Genomic DNA, 20,616 nt, shown 5'->3' on the forward strand with positions numbered 1-20,616 from the left:
TACAAAGGCTCAAAGGGACAAAGTTTTTGGAAACTTTGTATGAAAGTATTTTGCAAAACCAGATTGTTTTGTATTTTAACCTTTGTATGTGTTTAATTGAAAGGATTTTTTTTAAGTAACAAAAGTTCAGGGGCAAAGTCTTAGACTTTGTTTATTAGTAGCAAAAAAGCCTTTGCCACTTTGTACCTCTGAACCTTTGTACCTTTATAAAAATTAATTAGCGCTTAAGTATTCAGCAGTACTAACTCTGTCTGCAGACATAGCTTCTTTACCAGCTTCCCAGTTTGCAGGACAAACTTCACCTTTAGTCTGGATATGAGTATAAGCGTCAACCATTCTTAGGTATTCGTTTACGTTACGTCCTAATGGCATATCGTTTACACTTTCGTGGAAGATTTTTCCAGTTTCGTCAATAAGGTAAGTAGCTCTGTAAGTTACGTTTGAACCTTCGATGATTACTGAATCAGTGTCTTCGCTGTAGCTTGTAGATTCGATATCAAGAATACCTAAAATGTTAGCTAAGTTACGGTTTGTATCAGCTAAAATTGGGTAAGTAACACCTTCGATTCCACCATTGTTTTTTGGAGTATTTAACCAGGCAAAGTGAACTTCGTTTGTGTCACAAGAAGCACCAATTACGATAGTATTTCTTTTTTCAAATTCTGGTAATGCAGCTTGAAAGGCGTGTAATTCAGTTGGACATACAAAAGTGAAATCTTTTGGGTACCAAAACAATAATACTTTTTTGTTGTTGTTTACTGCTTCTTCAAAAATGTTGATTTTTAAGTTGTCACCCATTTCTGAGATAGCATCTACTGCAATACTTGGGAATTTTTTTCCTACTAAAGACATATTTTTCGTTTTACGTTAAAAATTTATTTCTGGTGCAAAAGTAGGACATAAGTACAGGTTCTTACAATAAGATGTGATTATAAAAATTTATAAGTTGATAAATTTTGATTATTTAATGTTTTAACTTATTGAATTTCAATGTTTACGGGTAAAATGCCTTTTGAACTATTTTTTTCTAAAAATTGAATTCCCGCAGTTTTTTGAAATTCTTCAAAATCCTGATATGCCTGAATCAATCCTGAAGCCTTTTTAAGATTTGGGATTACAGGTAAAACATACGGATTTCCGAAAACGTAAACAATGCATTTTTTGGTTTGAAGCAAATCAGAAAGCAATTCTAAAACTTCATTACCAATTTCGAAATTATTCATTGGTTTTGCTTTTGGAACAAATAATGAAATCAAAATTGTTTCGAAATTTTCTAATTCTTTTTGGATTGCTGTAATATCTGAAACCTCAGGGTTCTCAAAAGCAAATTCTGGTGATTCTAATTTTGAGCTTAAAGTTTTAAAGAAAGTGTTTTCGGTATTTTTATATAAACTTAGTTTGGCAAGTTTGTTTTTTTTCTGCGCTTCAAAAGCCAACTCTGAATTTGAATTATCAATAATAGTTGTAATTGCATTTTGAGCGATTTCAAGATTTAGTTCTGATGTTTTTTCGAAATCTAATTCGCCTGAAGCCGCAGTGTTTCCAGAAAGGATTCCAACTTTTTCTTTGGCTTTCATGATTCGGCTATAACTTTCGAATATACGGTCTGGTGATGCATTTTTAAAAATGGCTTCAATTCCTTCGGGAACATTTTCGGCAAAGCATAAAACATCGTTTCCGGCATTGAAAGCTTCCCATTCCAGTTGGCCTTTTGTTTCATACAATTTAGAAACGCTGTGCATGTTTAAGGCATCAGAAATTACTAAGCCATCGTAACCTAATTTATCACGCAAAAGATCCTGAATAACTGCTTTTGATAAGGTTGCAGAAGTATCTTTCCCATCGTTTAAACTTGGCACGGCCAAATGTCCAATCATGATCGAATCGACATTGTTTTCAATTCCTTTGATAAACGGATACAATTCGTTCTCCATTAATTCTTCCAGCGTTTCGTTTAAAACCGGTAATCCTAAATGCGAATCGACATTAGTATTTCCGTGTCCGGGAAAGTGTTTCAGGCAGCCTAAAACGCCAACTTCTGACATTCCCTTTAGATATTCAATAGAAAAATCGGCAACTTTTTCTTTATTTTCACCAAAAGAACGATACCCAATTACAGGATTATTCGGGTTGTTGTTGATGTCTGCCAAAGGCGATAAATTATACTGAATTCCGGCAGCTTTAAGATCTAAACCAATTTGTTTTCCTACCTCGTAAACCAGATTGGATTTGTTTTCCGGTAAAGCGCCAAGTGTAATGGCGTATGGATATTGCGGTGTTTTTTCGATGCGCATTGCCAAACCCCATTCGGCATCAATACTAATTAAAAGTGGGGTAGAAGCTGCTTTCTGATAACGAACAATTAATGCTTTAATTTTTTCGTAGCTGTCATCATTAAAAACAACTTTTTTCTTGCTTTCGTAATTGGTTGCAGCGCTGGCACGACTATGAAAAAAGGTCAGTCCGCCAATATTGTGTTCTTTGATTAAACGTTCAGTTTCCTGAATATTTTCTTCGGTATCGTTAATAAAAACGGCAGGGAAAAAGAATTGTCCTATTCTTTGGCGTAATGCTTCGGCAGTAATTTTCATTATTATAAAGTCTTTTTCATACAGACACTATTATCCATTTTTTCGTAAGGCGGATAATTTGGAATGATGGTGTAATTTAATTTTTGGTATAAGTTGATGGCTTCCGGCTGATTTTTACCGGTTTCTAAAATGGTATAAGTATAACCTACTTCTTTTGCCCAGATTTCTAATGCTGCTAAAACAGCAGAGGCAATTCCTCTTTTTCTGTAATCAGGATGAACGTACATTCTTTTGATTTCGGTCTTGTCGCTTTCTTTTTCGCGGAAAGCACCACAACCAACAGGAATGTCATTTTCGTAATAAACAATAGTATGTTTTATTTTATCGGTTTTATTGAACTGATTGTAAAAAGCGTGATCGTCTCCATCTCTAATCGCTAAATCTTTATCTAATAAAGCAACCAGATTTATAAAATCGATATCGTCTGAATTGGTTCGTTTTATTGTAATCATATGTCAGTTTATGTTTTTTACTTAAGGAACATTTCCTGTAAACCAATCAAAACCTTCAATTTTTGTATATTCGGCAGGGATTGAATTTAGTTTTTTTATGTCTTTTATATTTTTGCTGTATGCTTTGTTTTTTGAAACAATTATTTTTCCGGTTTTTTTACCTTCTTTATTGGTATCATAATAAACGTATTCTAAAGTATCAACTGTCTCACCATTCCACTTATATTTATAGATTTCAGTTGCTCCAGGATGACCATATTGAATTCCTCTAATTATTTTCTCTTTAGGAGAAAAACTCGGATTAATAAATTCAAAACCTTTTGAGAATTCTTTTTTATCTTTTCTGAGCAAGTAAATGTCGCTAAATGCTTTTAAGCAGCATCCGGTTGCACCATACCAGTTTACAACAAAATCTTTTAAGCCATCTCCATTAATGTCTCTGATGGTGTCATTCGTATAAGTTAAAGCCCATTGCTGATGAGAGAGGACTTTTTTGAATGTATTTCCATCTTTCGAATAAATATCGATATATAGATCATCAGGTCCTAACCTTCGGATAATAAGATGGGAATTATTTTTTGAAAAATAGTGATCTATATTTATTTCAACCTGAATATCATATTCGTCATCAGGTCTGACTTTATATTTCTTTTCAAATTTGGTTTGGTTAATTTCCAGAGTGGCAATTCTCAAAGCATTAGATAAAACGGTATCCAATTTTAAGCTATCTATTTTTTCCTGTTTGTCAATTTCAGCTCTTTTCTCTAAACGTTTTTTTTCACTTTCCTCAAATGTTTTTGTAACAGGTTGTTTTTTATCCGGCAGTTTATTTTTCTTTTCATTAGTCTGTCCACAAGATAATAGTAACATCATAATGAATGTTGTTATGTAAACCTTTGCTTTCATCCTTTTGCCAGAGATTTTGAGATTGGTGTTTTATTTTAATTTTGCTTTCTTTTGTTTGGCTAATTGTTTTTTGGTTTCAATTGCTTTTTCTAATCTATTTTTAAAACGAAAAAGCTTTGGTAAGCCTTCGAGTCGGTCTTCGAGGGTTATTTCTTCATAAACAATAATGGCTTTTTCTAAAACCCTAATCTCATTATCGAGGTCGGTTTGGTTTTTGTAGATGGTTGCCAATCGGTCATAAGGATGATTTCCTTTAAAACCTTCACTAATATTTTCTTCGTATAACGCAATTGCTTTTTCAATTTCTCCTGCTTTTTCCAATTCAATTGCTTTCAGGTTTCGTTCAACCTGGATGTTTTCATTGATTTCCATGGGCGTTATATTATATAGCTGTTATTCTGTTTTTTTACCAAAATCTTTTGGGAAATCTAAAAATCTGGAAAGCACCAAACCTGGAATTGTTGCCAGTAATACCCAAATAAAGAAATTTTCGTAGCCTAAATATTTTTGTATAAAACCACTTAACATTCCCGGCAACATCATTCCTAATGCCATAAAACCTGTTGCAAGTGCATAATGTGCTGTTTTTGATTCTCCTTCGGCAACATGTATTAAATACATCATGAAACCTGTAAAGCCAAAGCCATACCCAAATTGTTCCAGAATTACAGTAATACAGGTATAAAGGTTAAGAGGTGAATTGATTTCGAAAAAATACAGGTTTAAATGCAGGTGAAAAATTTCCTGAGGCTGAAAATGGGCTAACCCAATAAAACCAAGAATAGGAAGATGCATGGCCAGAAACATAGGAAGCATCCATTTGGTAAGACCATGTTTGGAGATGGCAATACCACCTAAAATACCACCAATTGTTAAGGCAAAAATTCCTAAAGTTCCATAGATTATTCCAACGGCTTCAGTATCTAATCCCATTCCGCCCAGTTCTTTCCCGTCGAGTAAAAACGGACTTAACATTTTTAGTAATTGAGATTCACCAAGTCTGAAAACAAGGATAAAAGCTAAAATTAATCCGATTTGTTTTTTTTGGAAGAAACTGATGAATATAGTTCCAAAACTTTGATGATTGGCTTTATCTGTACTTTCGGATGCATTTATTTCGTTTTTTGGAGTAAAGATGAAATTGTAAACGGTAATAAATGTCATCAGTAAACCAACAAAAATCATGGTATACGACCAGGCTTTTGTATTGTCTCCGTATTTATGTTCAAGATAACCGGCAAACAAAACAATTAAACCATTTCCGGCAAGCATCGAAAGTCTGTAAAAAGTACTACGAATTCCCAAGAAGAAAGATTGTTGCTCTTTTGGTAAAACCAATAAATAAAATCCATCGCTGGCAATATCATTTGATGCCGAAGCAAAAGCAGCAACCCAAAAAATAGCCAGTGTCATCATGAAAAAGCCATTTGCAGGGATCGTAAATCCTACTAACAAAAAGGCAATCGAAATAAGCAATTGCATCGATAAAAACCATTTTCTTTTGGTTCCTGTAAGTTCAATAAACGGACTCCAAAGCGGTTTTATGACCCAAGGCAAGTATAATAAACTGGTATAAACGCCAATATCTTCGTTTGAAATTCCCAGATTTTTGTACATAATTACAGAAACTGAGATGATTACGGCATAAGGCAAACCGGATGCAAAATTAAGAAGCGGAATCCAAAACCAGGGTTTATTATTATCTGTTTTCATTAGGCTGTGCAGGTGAATAGATTTTAAATGTCTTTTTTAAGTCGATAGCAGTTGGGGTACTTTCGTTTGCAAAATAATCAATAAATGTTACAGCACAAGCTTTATACTGATTCATTTTTTCGACAGGAATTGAAAATAAAAATGTTCCTTCGTTTTCGCAAACGGTAATCTTATCTATAATTTTGGTTGCATCGTTAATGTCTATTTTCGAAGTACTTTCTCCGCCATAAACTACCATATAACGTACTTTTGTATTCAACGGCGCTTTTATGTTAAATGCATAATGAATACTGTCTTTTTGATATTCATTGACAACCGGAATATCGATAACAATATGTTTTAAATTAGGTACCGGAGCAGGAAGCGCAGGATATTTATATTGGTTTTCTTCTAAAAGACGTACCACATCAAAGTTTTTGTTCATGAACCATTTAGAACTAAAATAAGCACTTCCGCTTACTTTTTTAAAGCTTCTGGCAAAATCAACCTGAGTTGGAATTTCGGTAGCAAAGTTCCAGCTTTTGTCATTATCGCCTCTAATTTTATACGAAGCATGTCCTATATAAAGAGCGGTATTGTTAGAATTTTCAGACCACCATTTTACTAATTTTGAGTAAGAAGCTCTCGGGTTGTTCATACTCCAATACAATTGAGGCAAAATATAATCGATCCATTTTTGATCCATCCATAAAAGAGGATCAGCATACAAATCGTCATAATTAGATGTTGATTGCGTCTCAGAACCTTTAGGATCCATAGATTTATTACGCCAAACACCAAACGGACTGATTCCGAATTGTACCCAAGGTTTGCTGGCTTTTATAGTTGTTGAAATGGTATGCACAAAATTGCTCACATTGGCACGACGCCAATCCGAAAGGCTTAAACCTGAACCGTATTTTTTATACGATGCGGAGTCATTAAATACTTTTCCTGAAACAGTATAGGGATAAAAATAATCATCAAAATGTATCGCATCGATATCGTATTTGTCTACAACTTCTTTTACGACTTTGGTCAAATGTTCCTGAACTTCAGGCAACGCAGGATCATAATAGATTTTTCCGCCGTATTCGATCATCCATTCCGGATGCTTAAAAATGTCATGATTTGGACTCAACTGTTGTTTGTTTAAATCGAAAGTTGCACGATACGGATTTAGCCATGCATGAAATTCAAAACCTCTTTTGTGTGCTTCGTCAATCATCCATGCCAATGCATCGTAATACGGATTAGGCGCCTGACCTTCTTTTCCGGTTAAAAAGCGGGACCAGGGCGCAAATTCAGATGGATAAAAGGCGTCACCCACACTTCGAATCTGAACAATTACGGCATTGTAGTTTAGTTTTTTATAGGCATCTAAAATCTCCAGATAATCTGCTTTTTCTTTTTCAACGCCGTCTATAGCCGTTTTTGGCCAGTCGATGTTGACCACAGTAGCAATCCATACCCCTCTGAATTCGTTTTTAGGGTATACGGTTTTTTCCTGCGCATTGGAATTCCATCCAAAGAAAAATAAATATAGAATAGAGAAAAGTAGTTGCTGATTTTTATGCATTTCAATCTTTTTTAACAGAAACCAAAAATAGTTTTTTTAGCGGACTATAGTAAATAATTCAGAAATTATAATTTGAACGTTAATTTATAGTGATTTTGTATGATTAGAGGGAGTTTTTTTATTAGGTTTTGTGGATAGAAGCATGTGGTTAAAAGAGAAATAAGTCAAGTTGAGGGTTTTTTTGTGTTATTATATTTTGAGTAATAAAAAGGAATAGAGTAGTAGCGTATGAAATTTATAAACCAAAATTTAAAACATGTAAAATTTTAGTTGCTGATATTCCATGTTTGCTGATATATTGTAAATCAATTCTATATTTGCCTAAGGAATACTGTTAATTAAGATAAAACATGAAATCAACTTTAGCTTATCTGTCGCATTTTTTATATTGGGTTTGGTTTGTGTTTTATCTTTTTTACACTATTGAAGAAATTACAAAACTTAAAAGGATATTTGTAGGTGAAGGAAGATTTTTTATGGTCGTTTCAACGTTTCTTTTGTTTTTTGCAGGGTTAATTTTGTTTTTGTTTACCATTACTTATAAGATTCCAAATACTCTAAATAAATATTTTCAATCTGCTGCGCTTATTGTTGCTGCTATGTTGCTGATTTTTTTCTTTATTACTTTGAAAGGAAATAGTGCGTTAATTGTGCATTACTAAATTTTGATGAAATCTGCCTTAGAATGGAAGAGTTAAATGGTATTCCCGCCAGAACTTTGACTGACTTAAAAGATAAACTCTGGTACTTGAAATAAGATAATTATAATTCCTTTATTCATATTTTCTGTTCATAAGCAAGATACACGCGTTGATATACAGATCATAATAAATTAATTGAACAAAAAACCTCGATTTTGATCGAGGTTTTTTTGTAAAAAAATATTAGAAATTACTCCACAACCAAATAAGGACATAAAATCTCAGCTAATTCATTTAGCCAGTAAAAGCTGTTTTCTAAGTTGGTGATTTCGTTTTTAAGAGTTTCGTGTTCCCGCATAATTCCTAAAGCGAGGATAAAGTTGATATGCCTTATGGCTTTTGCCATACGTTCTGGCTCAATGGTTTGATTGAAAAAAGTCATTAGCCGAATTTCGGCTTCTTTTGAAAGGGTGTTTGTACTCATAACTTAACGTTTAGGAAATATAAAACCCGTGTAGCTAAAGGTGTCCTACGCCGTTAAGAGCGTTGCGGTTGTTTCCAATACCGCCACCATACCACACGGGCAAAAGTTTTTTCTGAGTTCATAATCTTAACGTTTAGGACTGCAAATATATCAAAAACGAAAGGATATATAGTAGGAAAAATAATATATAATGATTTATGTCTAAATAGATCTTTCAACAAATGATCTTTTGAAACCTAAAGCCCTAGCCCTGATAGAAGTGGAAATCCTTTTGTGGTGGGGTTCACCACAAAAGATTGAAACGGATAGCAGGAATAGCTTCTAAATAAAATTCAGGCTTTTTAGTTTTATTCTGAAAAAAGGATAGGAGGTTTTTTATGTGCTAACTCATTTTAAGTTTTCTTCAAAATATATTTTTTTGTTTTAGCATCGTTAAAACAGGTATCAATAAATGGACTTTTCCAGATATAGGTGCTATTTTTTAGAGTTAAAACACCAAAATCTTTAGTTTTTTCTAAAGCCCAACTATCAGTATTATTATAGCTTTTCTTAAAAGTTAATTTTAAAGTATTGTTGTTTTCAATAGCAGAAAGCTTATAAGAGTGATACAATTGATACCCTTCAGCTGAATATAGTACAGAATCTTTATTAATTACTATAGATAGGTAATGTGCATCTCTCCAATCTTCACTATCTTCATTTAGTGCGAATGAATAAGTTCCGTACCATTTTTTCGAAATAGTTTTTTTTGTAATACTGCTATTAGCCTTAGTATTAGTTATTTTTTCTCTTTCAGATTCTTTACAGCTTATAAATAATAAAAGAAAAATTAGAATAATATTCTTCAAAATCTTTGAAATGGGTTTTAAAGAAATTTGATGCTTTTGAGAGTATCCATCTGGGTATGGATTTGCTAAAAAGTAAATTCTGTCCAGTTTCATAGATTTACGGGTTTATAACTCAAATATATATTTTTAAATTCCAAATCTCAAATTTCGAAAAAGAAAACCTTTGAACCTTTGTCCCTCTGCAACTCTGAACCTAAAAAAAACTATTTTTGTATTTCAAAAGAAAGCAATAATGTCAATAGTTAAGGAGTTAGAACAATTAGCAACATCGTTAGAAGGAACACTTTTATACGATGATCTTCATAAAACGCTTTATTCGACCGATGCTTCGGTGTACAGAATCAGACCCAAAGCGGTTGCTGTGCCTAAAACAATAGAAGATATTAGTAAACTAATCCGGTTTGCAGCGCAGCATCATATCTCGATTACGCCAAGAACAGCTGGAACTTCTCTTGCAGGACAAACGGTTGGTGACGGAATTGTGGTCGATGTTTCGAAAAACTTTACTAAAATCCTGAATTTTGATCCGGTAAAAAAAACGGTTACGGTTCAACCAGGCGTGATTCGCGATGAACTGAATTTATTTCTGAAACCTCATGGCGTGTTTTTTGGTCCTAATACTTCGACCTCTAACCGTTGTATGATTGGCGGAATGGTGGGAAATAATTCTTCGGGAACAACTTCGATCAGGTATGGCGTTACACGCGATAAAATTGTTGAAATTAAAGGGATTTTGAGTGATGGTACTGAAGTGGTTTTTAAGGAATTGACTTCGGCAGAATTTATCGAAAAAACCAAAGGTGATACTTTAGAAAATAAAATATATAAAAGTATTTACGACGAACTTTCGGTAAAAGCAACGCAGGAAGAGATTGTAAAGGAGTTTCCGAAACCGGAAATTCACAGACGAAATACGGGTTATGCTGTTGATATTCTGTTAAAATCAGAATTGTTTGGCGGCACAGAACCCACAATTAACCTCGGGAAACTACTTTGCGGAAGCGAAGGAACTCTGGTTTTTACAACCGAAATTACGTTAAAAGTAGACGATTTACCGCCTGCTCATAACATTATGGTGGTGGCGCATTATCATAGTATTCAGGAATCGCTGGAATCTGTTGTAGTGGCAATGAAACATCATTTGTACACTTGCGAAATGATCGATGATACGATTTTAGATTGTACAAAAACAAATCGCGAGCAGTCTAAAAACAGATTTTTTTTGGTAGGTGAACCCAAAGCGATTATGATGTTTGAGGTCGCTTCGAATAATGCCGAAGATGCCGAAAATCAGGCAAATGCCCTGATGGCCGATTTAGAGAAAAATAACTTTGGTTATGCTCTTGTCAAGATTTACGGAGCCGATATTGAAAAAGTAAATGAACTTAGAAAAGCCGGTCTGGGGCTTTTAGGAAGTATTGTTGGAGACGATAAAGCAGCCGATTCTATCGAAGATACAGCAGTAGAATTGAGCGATTTACCAGCTTATATTGCAGAATTTTCGGCAATGATGCTGCGTCACGGACAGGAAGCGATTTATTATGCACATGCTGGTGCGGGGGAATTGCATTTACGTCCGGTTTTGAATTTGAAGAAAACATCAGACTTAAAATTATTTAGAACCATAGCAACCGATGTGGCGATTTTGGTTAAAAAATACAGAGGCTCTTTAAGCGGGGAACATGGTGACGGAATTGTGCGTGGAGAATTTATTCCGTTTATGATTGGCGAAACTAATTATGAATTGCTGAAACGAATCAAGTTGGCGTTTGATCCGAATTCGGTTTTGAATATCGGGAAGATTGTAAACGCTTTAAAGATGGATGAAAACCATCGTGTGGTTTCGGGTAGGGTAGAACCGGATATTAAAACGTTTCAGGATTTCTCAGACAGTTTAGGAATTTTGCGTGCTGCCGAAAAATGCAACGGATCCGGAGATTGTAGAAAATTACCATCGGCTGGAGGAGCGATGTGTCCGAGTTATCGTGCGACCAAAAATGAAAAAGAAACTACACGCGCCAGAGCTAATGCATTACGTGAATATCTGACGTATTCTGAAAAAGAAAATAAATTCGACCAGAAAGAACTATACGAAGTTTTTGAGTTGTGTGTGAGCTGTAAAGCCTGCGCAAGTGAATGTCCGAGTAATGTAGATGTGGCAACTTTAAAAGCTGAGTTTTTATATCAATACCAAAAAGCAAACGGATTCTCGACCCGAAACAAGATTTTTGCTCACAATGCAAAACTGAATAAAATGGGAAGTTTGTTTCCGTCGATCACTAATTTTATTTCGAATCAATCATTTGTCAAAAAGACAATGGGCATTGCGCCGGAAAGACAGGTTCCGCTTTTGGCGAAAAGGACTTTCAAGAAATGGTACGAAAATCATAAGCCACAAAATAATAATTTCCCAAACGGAAAAGTCTATTTGTTTAATGATGAATTCACGAATTATTATGATGTGAATATCGGGATTGATGCTTTTGAACTCTTAACCCAATTGGGTTATGAGGTTTTGATTGTAAATCACGAAGAAAGCGGAAGAACTTATTTGTCTAAAGGCTTTCTGGAAGAAGCAAAAAAAATAGCGGATATTAATATAAGCATCTTCAAAGATTTAGTTTCTGCAAATACGCCTTTAATTGGGATTGAGCCTTCGGCAATATTAACTTTTAGAGATGAATATTTACGCTTGGCGGATGATAAAGAAAGCGCAGAAAAAGTGGCGAAAAGCGCCTTTACAATCGAAGAATTCTTTAAAAGAGAAATCACCAATGGAAAAATAACACCAGATTCATTCTCAGAAGAAATTAAAGAAATTAAAATTCACGGACATTGTCATCAAAAATCGTTGAGTTCTGTTGAAGCAACTTTTGCCATGCTGAATTTGCCTAAAAATAATACGGTTACAATTTATAATTCAGGTTGTTGCGGAATGGCGGGTTCTTTTGGTTACGAAAAAGAACATTATCAGGTAAGCATGCAAATGGGAGAAGATACATTGTTTCCAAAAGTACGATCAACTGCCCAAAACGTAAAAATTGCCGCAGCAGGAACCAGCTGTCGTCATCAGATTTATGACGGAACAAGCAGAGAAGCACAACATCCGGTGAGTATTTTAAGAAGCTGTTTGCGTTAAGAAATAGCACGCAGATTCTACTGATTAAAGCAGGTTTAATTTTAGATTTAGTTTGTAAAGAATCTGCGCACATCAGCTTAAATCTTTTTAAATCTGCGTGAAAAATCATTTTAAATCTTTATCAACAAACAACGTAAACCGTAAAAAAAACTCAGCCTCATTATTCAGGAGAATAACAAGGCTGAGAAAGATGACACGTTTAGATTATTTGGCTCCCGGAGGACAATGCTCTCTAATGTATTTTGCAAAAGTATCTGCAAGGTGTTTTCTGGTTCCTTCTCCTTCGTATATGCTATGAGAACGATTTGGATAAACCATTAAATCAAACATCTTGTCATATTTGACCAATTCGTTGATTAAAACTTCGGCATTTTTATAGTGCACATTATCATCACCCGTTCCATGAATGTATAATAAATTGCCCTTTAGATTTTTTGCATGTGTAACCGGCGATGCTTTAGCATAAGCAGCTTCATTTTCGTCTGGTAAACCCATGTATCGTTCAGTATAAATATTGTCATAAAAGTGCTGATCAGTTACAGCTGCAATCGCAATCCCGGTTTTGTAAATTTCAGGAAACTGAAACATCAGATTTAAGGTAACTGCGCCACCGCCGCTCCATCCGTGTATGGCAACTCTGGCAGGATCAATAAAGTTCCATTTCAAAACTTCTTTAGCAGCCATAGCCTGATCGTGAGTGTTGATAATTCCGATGTTTTTGTAAATCGATTTTCTCCATTTTGTACCTTTCATTACCGGAGTTCCGCGATTATCCATTGCAATTCCTATATATCCTTCAGGAATTAAAGAAGCTACCAATGGATAAAAATAAGGCTCATCATTTGCTACAGCTGCCATAGGTTCTCCATAAACATAGAAAAACACAGGATATTTTTTAGTAGCGTCAAAATTCAAAGGTTTAGCCATAATTCCATCTATTTCTATTCCGTCGATGGTTGTCACTTTAAATTTTTCTAATGAATAATTGCGTTCTGGTGCCAAAAAAGAATCTGCTGCCGCAGGTAATATTTTTTTATGACCCGATAAAGCTACCAGACGTTTGTTGTAGTCGCGATTGATATTCGAATTGATGTGTTTGGCGTATTTGGCATCTGTAGAAAAACTATATTCATTTGTTCCTTCAAATTCTTTTGGAGTAACTCGTTTTGTTTTCCTGGTATTTAGATTTGTTTCGTACAAATAACGCTGTGTCGCATCGTTTGGACTGGCAATATAATAAACAGATTTAGTTTCCTGATTGTAAGCTTTGTAATAGGCGTCGAAATTTTCAGTTGTAATTAATTCTTTCTTTTTGCCATCGCTGCTAATCTTGTAAATATGCATCCAGCCATCAGCATCAGAACTCCACAAAAACGATTTTCCGTTATCTACAAATTGACACGGAAAAACATCATATTCTCCCGAAGAAATATCAAATACATCAATCCATGAATCTGACTTTTCCTGATAGATCAAGCTGGTTGTTCCTGATCTTGCATCGCAGTTATAGATAGAAGCTTGGTTTTGATTTCTGTTAAGCTGAATTACCATGATATTTTGATTGCTAATCCATTCCATTCGAACCAAATAATTATTGTCAGGTTCTCCGGGAATATTGAGCCAGTTTGTTTGTAAAGAGGCAATATCAATTACACCAATTTTTACTGATGAAGGTTTTTCTCCGGCTTTAGGATATTCCACCGGAACAGTAAAAGGATAAAGAGCATCAGTATTATTTATCATCAAATGAAATTTGGTTTTTGAAGCATCTACACGCCAGAACGAAATACTTTTTCCGTCAGGACTCCATCTAAAACCGTCACGTGCTGCGAGTTCTTCTTCGTAAACCCAGTCAAAAGTACCATTGATGATTTTATCAGTTCCATCTGTAGTTAAAGGAGTTATTTTTCCTGAGTTTAGATTTTCAAGATAAATATTATGCTGAGAAACATATGCTACATTTTCGTTATCATTAGAGAATTTAGCAAACATCAATGATGACTTTTCTAAGCTGGTTCCTAATTGTCTTCCTTTTCCGGTGTTTAGGTCAAAATACCAGTAATCTCCTTTGGTATTGGCTCTCCAGACTTTTTTAGAATTGGTAAAAACCAACACCTTTGTTTTGTTTGCATTCCAGACCAATTGTTCTATTTCTCCGGAAAAACCAGCTTTTTTTAATTGATCTTCCGTGAGAATAGTATTCTTTTGATTTAGTTTGTCAACATCATAAACGACAACATTGTTTTGAGCATTAACCCAAAAAGAATGGGAGTTTGGCAGCCAGTTTAACTGATTAATATCAATATTTTCCTGTGCCAAACTATTCAGACAGATAAATAATAATAGTAAAAAGAGTTTTTTCATTATAGGTATGATTTAAAAGTTATAATTGTGTTTGAGTTAAGTTTAAAGACATTCAGTAAATATCCAACAACATCATCGTCTTAAATTTTCGGCAATAAAATTTTGATAAAAATACTATAAGACAATATTGGTAATTTGTATTATGTTACGCTTAAATAATGCTAAGTTATCTTGTTTTGGATTAATATATTATTGTTTTGGTGTTTTTTTGATTTATAAAGTAGTAATTCATCATTTACACCTAATTGAAAAAAATCTTCATAGACGAATTTAGACATACAGTTGAATTAAAAAATGGATGCTGCTTTAATTTAACAGTTAAAATCTGTAGGTAAAAAAACTTTGCGAGTAAGTGTCTTTGCTGCAAAAAAAAGTCTCGTTAAAACAAAATCGTTTTATATATTTGAAATAAGGATAATTTTTGCATTATTTGCAAAATAAAAGCATAAAGTCCGAAAGAAATTAATTTTAAATTAGAAAATTCAATATGGCATTATCAGGTTTATTCCGAAAAAAAACGGTAGAAGATATTCTGAAACAAGTTGCAAAAAACGAGGCAGATGGTCATAATGCATTAGGAAAGCATTTAACGACCAGAGATTTAACTGCTTTTGGAATTGCAGCAATTGTTGGGGCCGGTATTTTTAGTACCATCGGAAAAGCCAGTGCAGATGGTGGTCCCGCTGTTATTTTCTTGTTTTTATTTACAGCTTTGGCCTGTAGTTTTGCTGCTTTTGCTTATGCTGAATTTGCCTCGATGGTTCCCGTTTCAGGAAGTGCATATACCTATTCGTATGTTGCTTTTGGAGAGCTTATTGCCTGGATCATTGGCTGGGCTTTAATCATGGAATATGCCGTAGGAAATATAACGGTTGCCATATCCTGGAGTGATTATTTTACAGGTTTGCTCCAAAGTGGCGGAATTCATCTCCCGCAATGGATTCAGATGGATTATCTAACTGCTTCAAACGGATTTAAAGATGCCACAGCTTTAATGCAGGGCGGAAAATCATTCGAAAATTTAAGTACAGCTTTACAATCAGCTTATACGGCCTGGACAACCGCACCTACAATTGGTTCTTTTCATTTTGTGGCTGATTTACCTGCTTTGTTTATTATTATCCTAATTACAGCCTTGGTTTACAGAGGAATGAAAGAATCCCGTAACGCCAGTAATTTAATGGTGGTGGTAAAACTTTGTATTGTTCTTTTGGTTATTGCAGTTGGAGTTTTTTATGTAGATGTTAATAATTGGAACCCATTTGCACCAAATGGAGTAAGTGGAGTTTTAAAAGGAGTATCCGCAGTTTTCTTTGCTTATATTGGTTTTGATGCTATTTCGACCACTGCCGAAGAATGTAAAAACCCACAACGTGATTTACCACGCGGAATGATGTGGGCCATTATTATTTGTACCCTTTTATATATCGCCATTGCCTTGGTCTTAACCGGAATGGTGCGCTATAACGAATTAAATGTTGGAGATCCTCTGGCGTTTGTTTTCGATAAATTACACCTAAAATGGATGTCAGGGATTATTGCAGTCAGTGCAGTAGTAGCAATGGCAAGTGTATTATTGGTTTTTCAGATGGGACAGCCTCGTATCTGGATGAGTATGAGCCGTGATGGTTTATTGCCAAAGAAATTTTCTACCGTTCATCCAAAATTCAAAACACCATCGTTTGCTACCATTGTAACCGGTTTTGTAGTAGCGGTTCCGGCTTTGTTTTTAAATTTAACAATGGTAACAGATTTATGCAGTATTGGAACTCTGTTTGCATTTGTTTTAGTTTGTGCCGGAGTTTTGGTTTTACAAAATAAGCCTGATATTCCAAGAGGAAAATTCAAAACACCTTATATCAATTCAAAATTCATTCTTCCGGTTTTAATGATTGCCGGATTGTACTACGCTTTTACGTTCAATAATAAAGCTACAATGGCTTTTATAAACAATGAACCGCAAATTTACGATGCAACTTCAATTGTAACTTCTTTAGATAAATCTGAATCTGAACAGGTATTCAACTATCTAAAAAGTATCGATATTCACAACAAAACTGCCGAAACCTCAGATTTAGAACATTTATTAGGACAATACCAGGATAATGAAACAAAATATGCCGAAGTAGTAAAAGGATTGCCAATCAGCGATTCAGATAAATACGAATCCGGTTTTAGCTTATTCAAACACAAAATCCCAATGTGGATTTTCTTATTCGTTTTAGTTGGATTAGCCGTTTGGGCATTTAGAAGAAACTTGTCTTTAATTCCGCTTTTAGGACTAATATGTTGTTTATACATGATGGCCGAATTAAGCGTATGGAACTGGATTTATTTTACCATCTGGTTACTAATCGGATTGTTGATTTACTTTACTTATAGTAGAAAAAACAGTAAGCTAAACTTTGTTGAGAAAATATAAGGTAAGCGTTTATAATACAAAAGCCGTTATGAAAATCGATCAGAACGGCTTTTTTTATTTGTTATATTTCACAGATTAAAAGTATTTTTTACGCAGATTAGGCATTATTGTCTTTAATAAAAATTGCCACAAATTCATGAATTAATTGTTTTAAAAATTCGTGAATTCGTGGCAAAAAATCTCCAAAAAACCTGTTTAATTCTGTAAAAGCTACAGGCTAAAAATTATAAAACGCCAAGCTCAATCATACAGGCTTTCATCATTTCGTAAGTACGGTCAATATCGTTATCCAAACCAATAGAGAATCGGATCAAACCATCAGTTAGTCCCATTTCATGTTGCTCTTCTAACGGAATCTCGCTCGAAGTCGAAGTTCCAGGTGCGCTGAACAACGTTTTGTAAAAACCTAAACTTACTGCCAGATAACCTAAATTTCTCGCCTGCATTAACTCCATTAATTCATTGGCTTTTGCCAAAGAACCCACATCAATTGTCATCATACCTCCAAAACCATATTCCGGATTAATCATCGTTTTGTACAATTCATGACTCGGATGACTTTTTAATCCCGGATAAACCGTTTTTAAACCGTCTTTTTCAAATTTATCAGCAAGAACATGAGCGTTATGACTGTGTTGTTTAATACGGATATGAAGCGTACGCAGATTTTTCATCACACTTGCAGATCGCAAACTATCCATTGTAGGCCCTAAAAGCATACTGGCGCCAGTATTTACATTTTTCAGCGAATTGATAAACTCTTTTGATGCACAAGTTACACCGCCAACCGTATCACTGCTTCCGTTAATATATTTCGTCAAACTGTGAATCACGATATCAGCACCTAATTTTGCAGGCGAAACAGATAATGGTGAAAACGTATTATCAACAACCAGTTTCAAATTGTGTTTTTTAGCAATTTGAGCTAAACCGGCAATATCAGCCACTTCTAATAAAGGATTACTAACTGTTTCACAGTATAAAACTTTCGTTTTTTCTGTAATTGCAGCTTCAACAACATCCAATTTTGTAATATCAACAAAGCTCGTTTCAATCCCAAATCTTGGTGTAAAGTTTTTTAAGAAAGCATAAGTTCCTCCATAAATAGTTCGGCTCGAAACAATGTGATCGCCCGCACCGCACAATTGCAAAAGAGTAGGCGTAATCGCTCCCATTCCCGAAGCTGAAACATTTGCTGTCTCCGTTCCTTCCATCGCTGCCAAAGCCTGATCCAGATATAAATTACTTGGCGACGAATGACGAGAATATAAATAACAGCCTTCCATATTTCCTTCAAAAGTATCAAACATCGTTTTAGCCGAAAGAAAAGTATAAGTCGAAGAATCAGAAATCGACGGATTCACACCGCCAAATTCACCAAAGTACTGCAAATCCTGAATTTTATCTGCTGGGTTAAAGTCTTTCATATGTTTATGGTTTGTTGTTTATTGTTTATCGTTTGTCATTGCTATTGAAATTGTCATTGAAATTGCTATCCTGAATGAAGTCGAAGGATTAGGAGCTATTTCCTGCTATCCGCTATATCTTTTGTGGCGAACCCCGCCACAAAAGGATGCCGCTTCTATCAGGGCTAGGGGACTCATTTTCAAAATAAATTCTATTCAAAATAAGATCTATTTAGAAAAAAAATCAACTGAAAAAGTTATAATTAGATTTTAAAACTATAAAAATGTATTTATTATGATTTTTAATCTAAATTTGATCTTTAAATCATAATTAAGTAGATTTTCTTTCTCTTCAAAAAGCGACCAACTATCAACCATAAACCATCAACTAAATATGACCTTAGACGACACCGATAAAAAACTCCTGGTTTTACTGCAAACCGATAGTAAAAAAACAACCAAAGAATTGTCTTTAAAACTCAATCTTTCGGTAACAGCGGTTTACGAACGCATCAAAAAGTTAGAGCGCGAAGGAATCATCAAAAACTATGTAGCTCTAGTCGATAAATCCAAAATCGACAAAGGATTCGTAGTTTTTTGCCATTTAAAACTCATTCAGCACACTAAAGAATTCCTGACCAAATTCGAAAGCGAAGTCATCAAACTAAACGAAGTTCTGGAATGCCATCACGTAAGCGGCGATTATGATTATATTTTGAAAGTATTAGTAAAAGATATGGAAGCGTACCGGGAATTTTTAGTAACCAAATTAACTTCGTTGCAACACATTGGAAGTACACAAAGTATGTTTATGATTAGTGAAGTGAAGAACTCAACGGTGATTTCTTTTTAAAAGGTTCAAAGGAGCAGAGAGGCAAAGGTTCAAAGGTTTTTTTCTTTGAGGCTTAGTCCCGATAGCCATCGGGATTGTGGTAAAAAGTTTTAACATAATTGAATCATTATAAATCTTAAATTTGAGTTTAAATAAAAGCAAAATGGAAACGAAAGAATTAAGACGTAAGCTTATAAAAGATTTTGGCAGATTCATTGAAGATGATTCAAAATTAGAGATTTTGGAAAGTGTTTTTGATGCTATAAATCATGACGAAAAAGATTCAATTGTTCCTGATTCGCATTATAATTTAGTTGCGGAAGAAAGAGAAAAATATCTGTCTGGAGAAATACAGGCAAGTTCGTGGGAAGAAACGGAACAACGCTTGAATGCTAAGTATGGTTTTTAAAATTAAAATTTTGCCATTAGCAGAAAAAGAAATTGAAGAATCTATTGAATTTTACGAAAGCAGAAGTACAGGTTTGGGAAAACAATTTCTAACTTATTTAAGATCTTATCTCAAAGTTTTAAAAACAAATCCCGAATTATTTGAAATTAAAAGACAACCGGGTTATAGAGAAATGACTTTGGTTAAATTTCCATTTGTTATCATTTATGAGATTATCGGAAATGAAATAATTATTTATTCAGTATTTCATACTTCAAGAAATCCTAAAAAGAAACCTTGATTTTAATTCGCAATATTTATTATAATTTTTAATGTAAAAATGGTCATGCAGGAATGGGAACCAATATCTTTAGATGAACTTTATATAGAGATTTTAAAAACAGAAAAAGATTTGAGCGAAGAATTGAAGAATTTCTGGAATTTAACTAAAATCTATCCAATAAAATGGAAAGAAAAAGAATTCGGAGAAATGGGAGGAGGGTTCTGGGTTGTCGCTATTTGTGGTTCTCAAGTAATATGGTATAATGATATTGAGGAAGGCTTTAATATTTCTACATATAAAATATTTGGAGAAATCGAAAAATATTGGTGTAATCAGGATGAACTTGTTTGGTCAATTACTAAGCTATATGAAATGATTAAATCGGCTCAGTATTTAATGAACGGATTTCGAGGTATTCAAGAAAGTCTGCAATAAGAAAGTAAATAAAAAACTTTGCGACTCTGCGTCTTTGCGAGATTGAAAAAAACAAAAAAACTTTGTGTCTTAGAGCCTTCGTGGGAGAAAACCTTCCTCCAAAATTTCCCATAAAAAACATTGAAAATTAAACTTTAAACAAAACTTTATTCCT

At 34.2% G+C, this 20,616-nt stretch carries 18 protein-coding genes; 7 read left to right on the plus strand and 11 right to left on the minus strand.

Annotated elements, in window-relative coordinates; translation table 11 throughout:
- Positions 1–213: 213 nt before the first annotated feature.
- The 7 genes from A4F88_RS15075 to A4F88_RS15105 form a co-directional block, all read right to left on the minus strand.
- Positions 214–852, minus strand: a complete 639-nt coding sequence (locus A4F88_RS15075; RefSeq protein WP_053471125.1) for a peroxiredoxin — start codon at positions 850–852, stop codon at positions 214–216.
- A 125-nt stretch (positions 853–977) separates the two neighbouring features.
- A complete protein-coding gene (locus A4F88_RS15080) occupies positions 978–2,591 on the minus strand; it encodes a glycoside hydrolase family 3 protein (RefSeq protein WP_068843472.1) in 1,614 nt (537 codons plus the stop codon).
- 2 nt (positions 2,592–2,593) lie between these two features.
- Positions 2,594–3,043 (minus strand): GNAT family N-acetyltransferase, encoded by a 450-nt coding sequence (locus tag A4F88_RS15085; RefSeq protein WP_068843473.1) that lies wholly within the window; start codon positions 3,041–3,043, stop codon positions 2,594–2,596.
- Between the two features lie 21 nt (positions 3,044–3,064).
- Positions 3,065–3,916 carry an XAC2610-related protein gene (locus A4F88_RS15090; protein WP_143154966.1) on the minus strand — a complete coding sequence of 284 codons (852 nt, stop codon included), beginning with the start codon at positions 3,914–3,916 and terminating at the stop codon, positions 3,065–3,067.
- Between the two features lie 63 nt (positions 3,917–3,979).
- A complete protein-coding gene (locus A4F88_RS15095; RefSeq protein ID WP_068843475.1) occupies positions 3,980–4,321 on the minus strand; it encodes a hypothetical protein in 342 nt (113 codons plus the stop codon).
- A gap of 21 nt (positions 4,322–4,342) precedes the next feature.
- The gene (locus A4F88_RS15100; RefSeq protein ID WP_068843476.1) at positions 4,343–5,662 is read right to left on the minus strand and encodes an MFS transporter; all 1,320 of its coding nucleotides are present in this window, start codon (positions 5,660–5,662) and stop codon (positions 4,343–4,345) included.
- Positions 5,649–7,220 carry a glycoside hydrolase family 10-like protein gene (locus A4F88_RS15105; protein WP_068843477.1) on the minus strand — a complete coding sequence of 524 codons (1,572 nt, stop codon included), beginning with the start codon at positions 7,218–7,220 and terminating at the stop codon, positions 5,649–5,651. Before A4F88_RS15105 ends, A4F88_RS15100 begins: the two co-directional genes overlap by 14 nt.
- Before the next feature lie 350 nt (positions 7,221–7,570).
- On the opposite strand from A4F88_RS15105, the gene A4F88_RS15110 reads away from it, so the two are divergent.
- Positions 7,571–7,882 carry a hypothetical protein gene (locus A4F88_RS15110; RefSeq protein ID WP_068843478.1) on the plus strand — a complete coding sequence of 104 codons (312 nt, stop codon included), beginning with the start codon at positions 7,571–7,573 and terminating at the stop codon, positions 7,880–7,882.
- 229 nt (positions 7,883–8,111) lie between these two features.
- Here the strand turns inward: A4F88_RS15110 and A4F88_RS15115 are convergent, their stop codons facing one another.
- Positions 8,112–8,345: a hypothetical protein gene (locus A4F88_RS15115; RefSeq protein ID WP_068843479.1), complete on the minus strand. Its 234-nt coding sequence runs from the start codon at positions 8,343–8,345 to the stop codon at positions 8,112–8,114.
- A 392-nt stretch (positions 8,346–8,737) separates the two neighbouring features.
- Positions 8,738–9,286, minus strand: a complete 549-nt coding sequence (locus tag A4F88_RS15120) for a hypothetical protein (protein ID WP_068843480.1) — start codon at positions 9,284–9,286, stop codon at positions 8,738–8,740.
- Positions 9,287–9,425: 139 nt separating this feature from the next.
- Here A4F88_RS15120 and A4F88_RS15125 point away from each other — a divergent pair, with 139 nt between their 5' ends.
- Positions 9,426–12,332: an FAD-binding and (Fe-S)-binding domain-containing protein gene (locus A4F88_RS15125; RefSeq protein ID WP_068843481.1), complete on the plus strand. Its 2,907-nt coding sequence runs from the start codon at positions 9,426–9,428 to the stop codon at positions 12,330–12,332.
- 204 nt (positions 12,333–12,536) lie between these two features.
- On the opposite strand, the gene A4F88_RS15130 is transcribed toward A4F88_RS15125, so the two are convergent.
- Entirely contained in the window at positions 12,537–14,696 is a 2,160-nt protein-coding gene (locus A4F88_RS15130) for a S9 family peptidase (RefSeq protein WP_068843482.1), read from the minus strand.
- 487 nt (positions 14,697–15,183) lie between these two features.
- Here A4F88_RS15130 and A4F88_RS15135 point away from each other — a divergent pair, with 487 nt between their 5' ends.
- Positions 15,184–17,118, plus strand: a complete 1,935-nt coding sequence (locus A4F88_RS15135) for an amino acid permease (protein ID WP_068843483.1) — start codon at positions 15,184–15,186, stop codon at positions 17,116–17,118.
- A 224-nt stretch (positions 17,119–17,342) separates the two neighbouring features.
- Here the strand turns inward: A4F88_RS15135 and A4F88_RS15140 are convergent, their stop codons facing one another.
- Complete coding sequence (locus tag A4F88_RS15140) at positions 17,343–18,545, minus strand: aminotransferase class I/II-fold pyridoxal phosphate-dependent enzyme (protein ID WP_068843484.1); 1,203 nt, start codon at positions 18,543–18,545, stop codon at positions 17,343–17,345.
- 373 nt (positions 18,546–18,918) lie between these two features.
- Here A4F88_RS15140 and A4F88_RS15145 point away from each other — a divergent pair, with 373 nt between their 5' ends.
- From A4F88_RS15145 to A4F88_RS15160, 4 genes are all read left to right on the plus strand, one after another.
- Positions 18,919–19,377, plus strand: coding sequence for an Lrp/AsnC family transcriptional regulator (locus tag A4F88_RS15145; RefSeq protein ID WP_068843485.1), 459 nt, complete (start codon positions 18,919–18,921; stop codon positions 19,375–19,377).
- Between the two features lie 142 nt (positions 19,378–19,519).
- Complete coding sequence (locus A4F88_RS15150) at positions 19,520–19,765, plus strand: hypothetical protein (protein ID WP_068843486.1); 246 nt, start codon at positions 19,520–19,522, stop codon at positions 19,763–19,765.
- A 10-nt stretch (positions 19,766–19,775) separates the two neighbouring features.
- Positions 19,776–20,045: a type II toxin-antitoxin system RelE/ParE family toxin gene (locus tag A4F88_RS15155; RefSeq protein ID WP_245179134.1), complete on the plus strand. Its 270-nt coding sequence runs from the start codon at positions 19,776–19,778 to the stop codon at positions 20,043–20,045.
- 45 nt (positions 20,046–20,090) lie between these two features.
- Positions 20,091–20,462 carry a hypothetical protein gene (locus A4F88_RS15160; RefSeq protein WP_068843694.1) on the plus strand — a complete coding sequence of 124 codons (372 nt, stop codon included), beginning with the start codon at positions 20,091–20,093 and terminating at the stop codon, positions 20,460–20,462.
- Positions 20,463–20,616 lie beyond the last annotated feature (154 nt).

The sequence above is a fragment of the Flavobacterium chilense genome, from assembly GCF_001602525.1.
GTDB lineage: Bacteria > Bacteroidota > Bacteroidia > Flavobacteriales > Flavobacteriaceae > Flavobacterium > Flavobacterium chilense.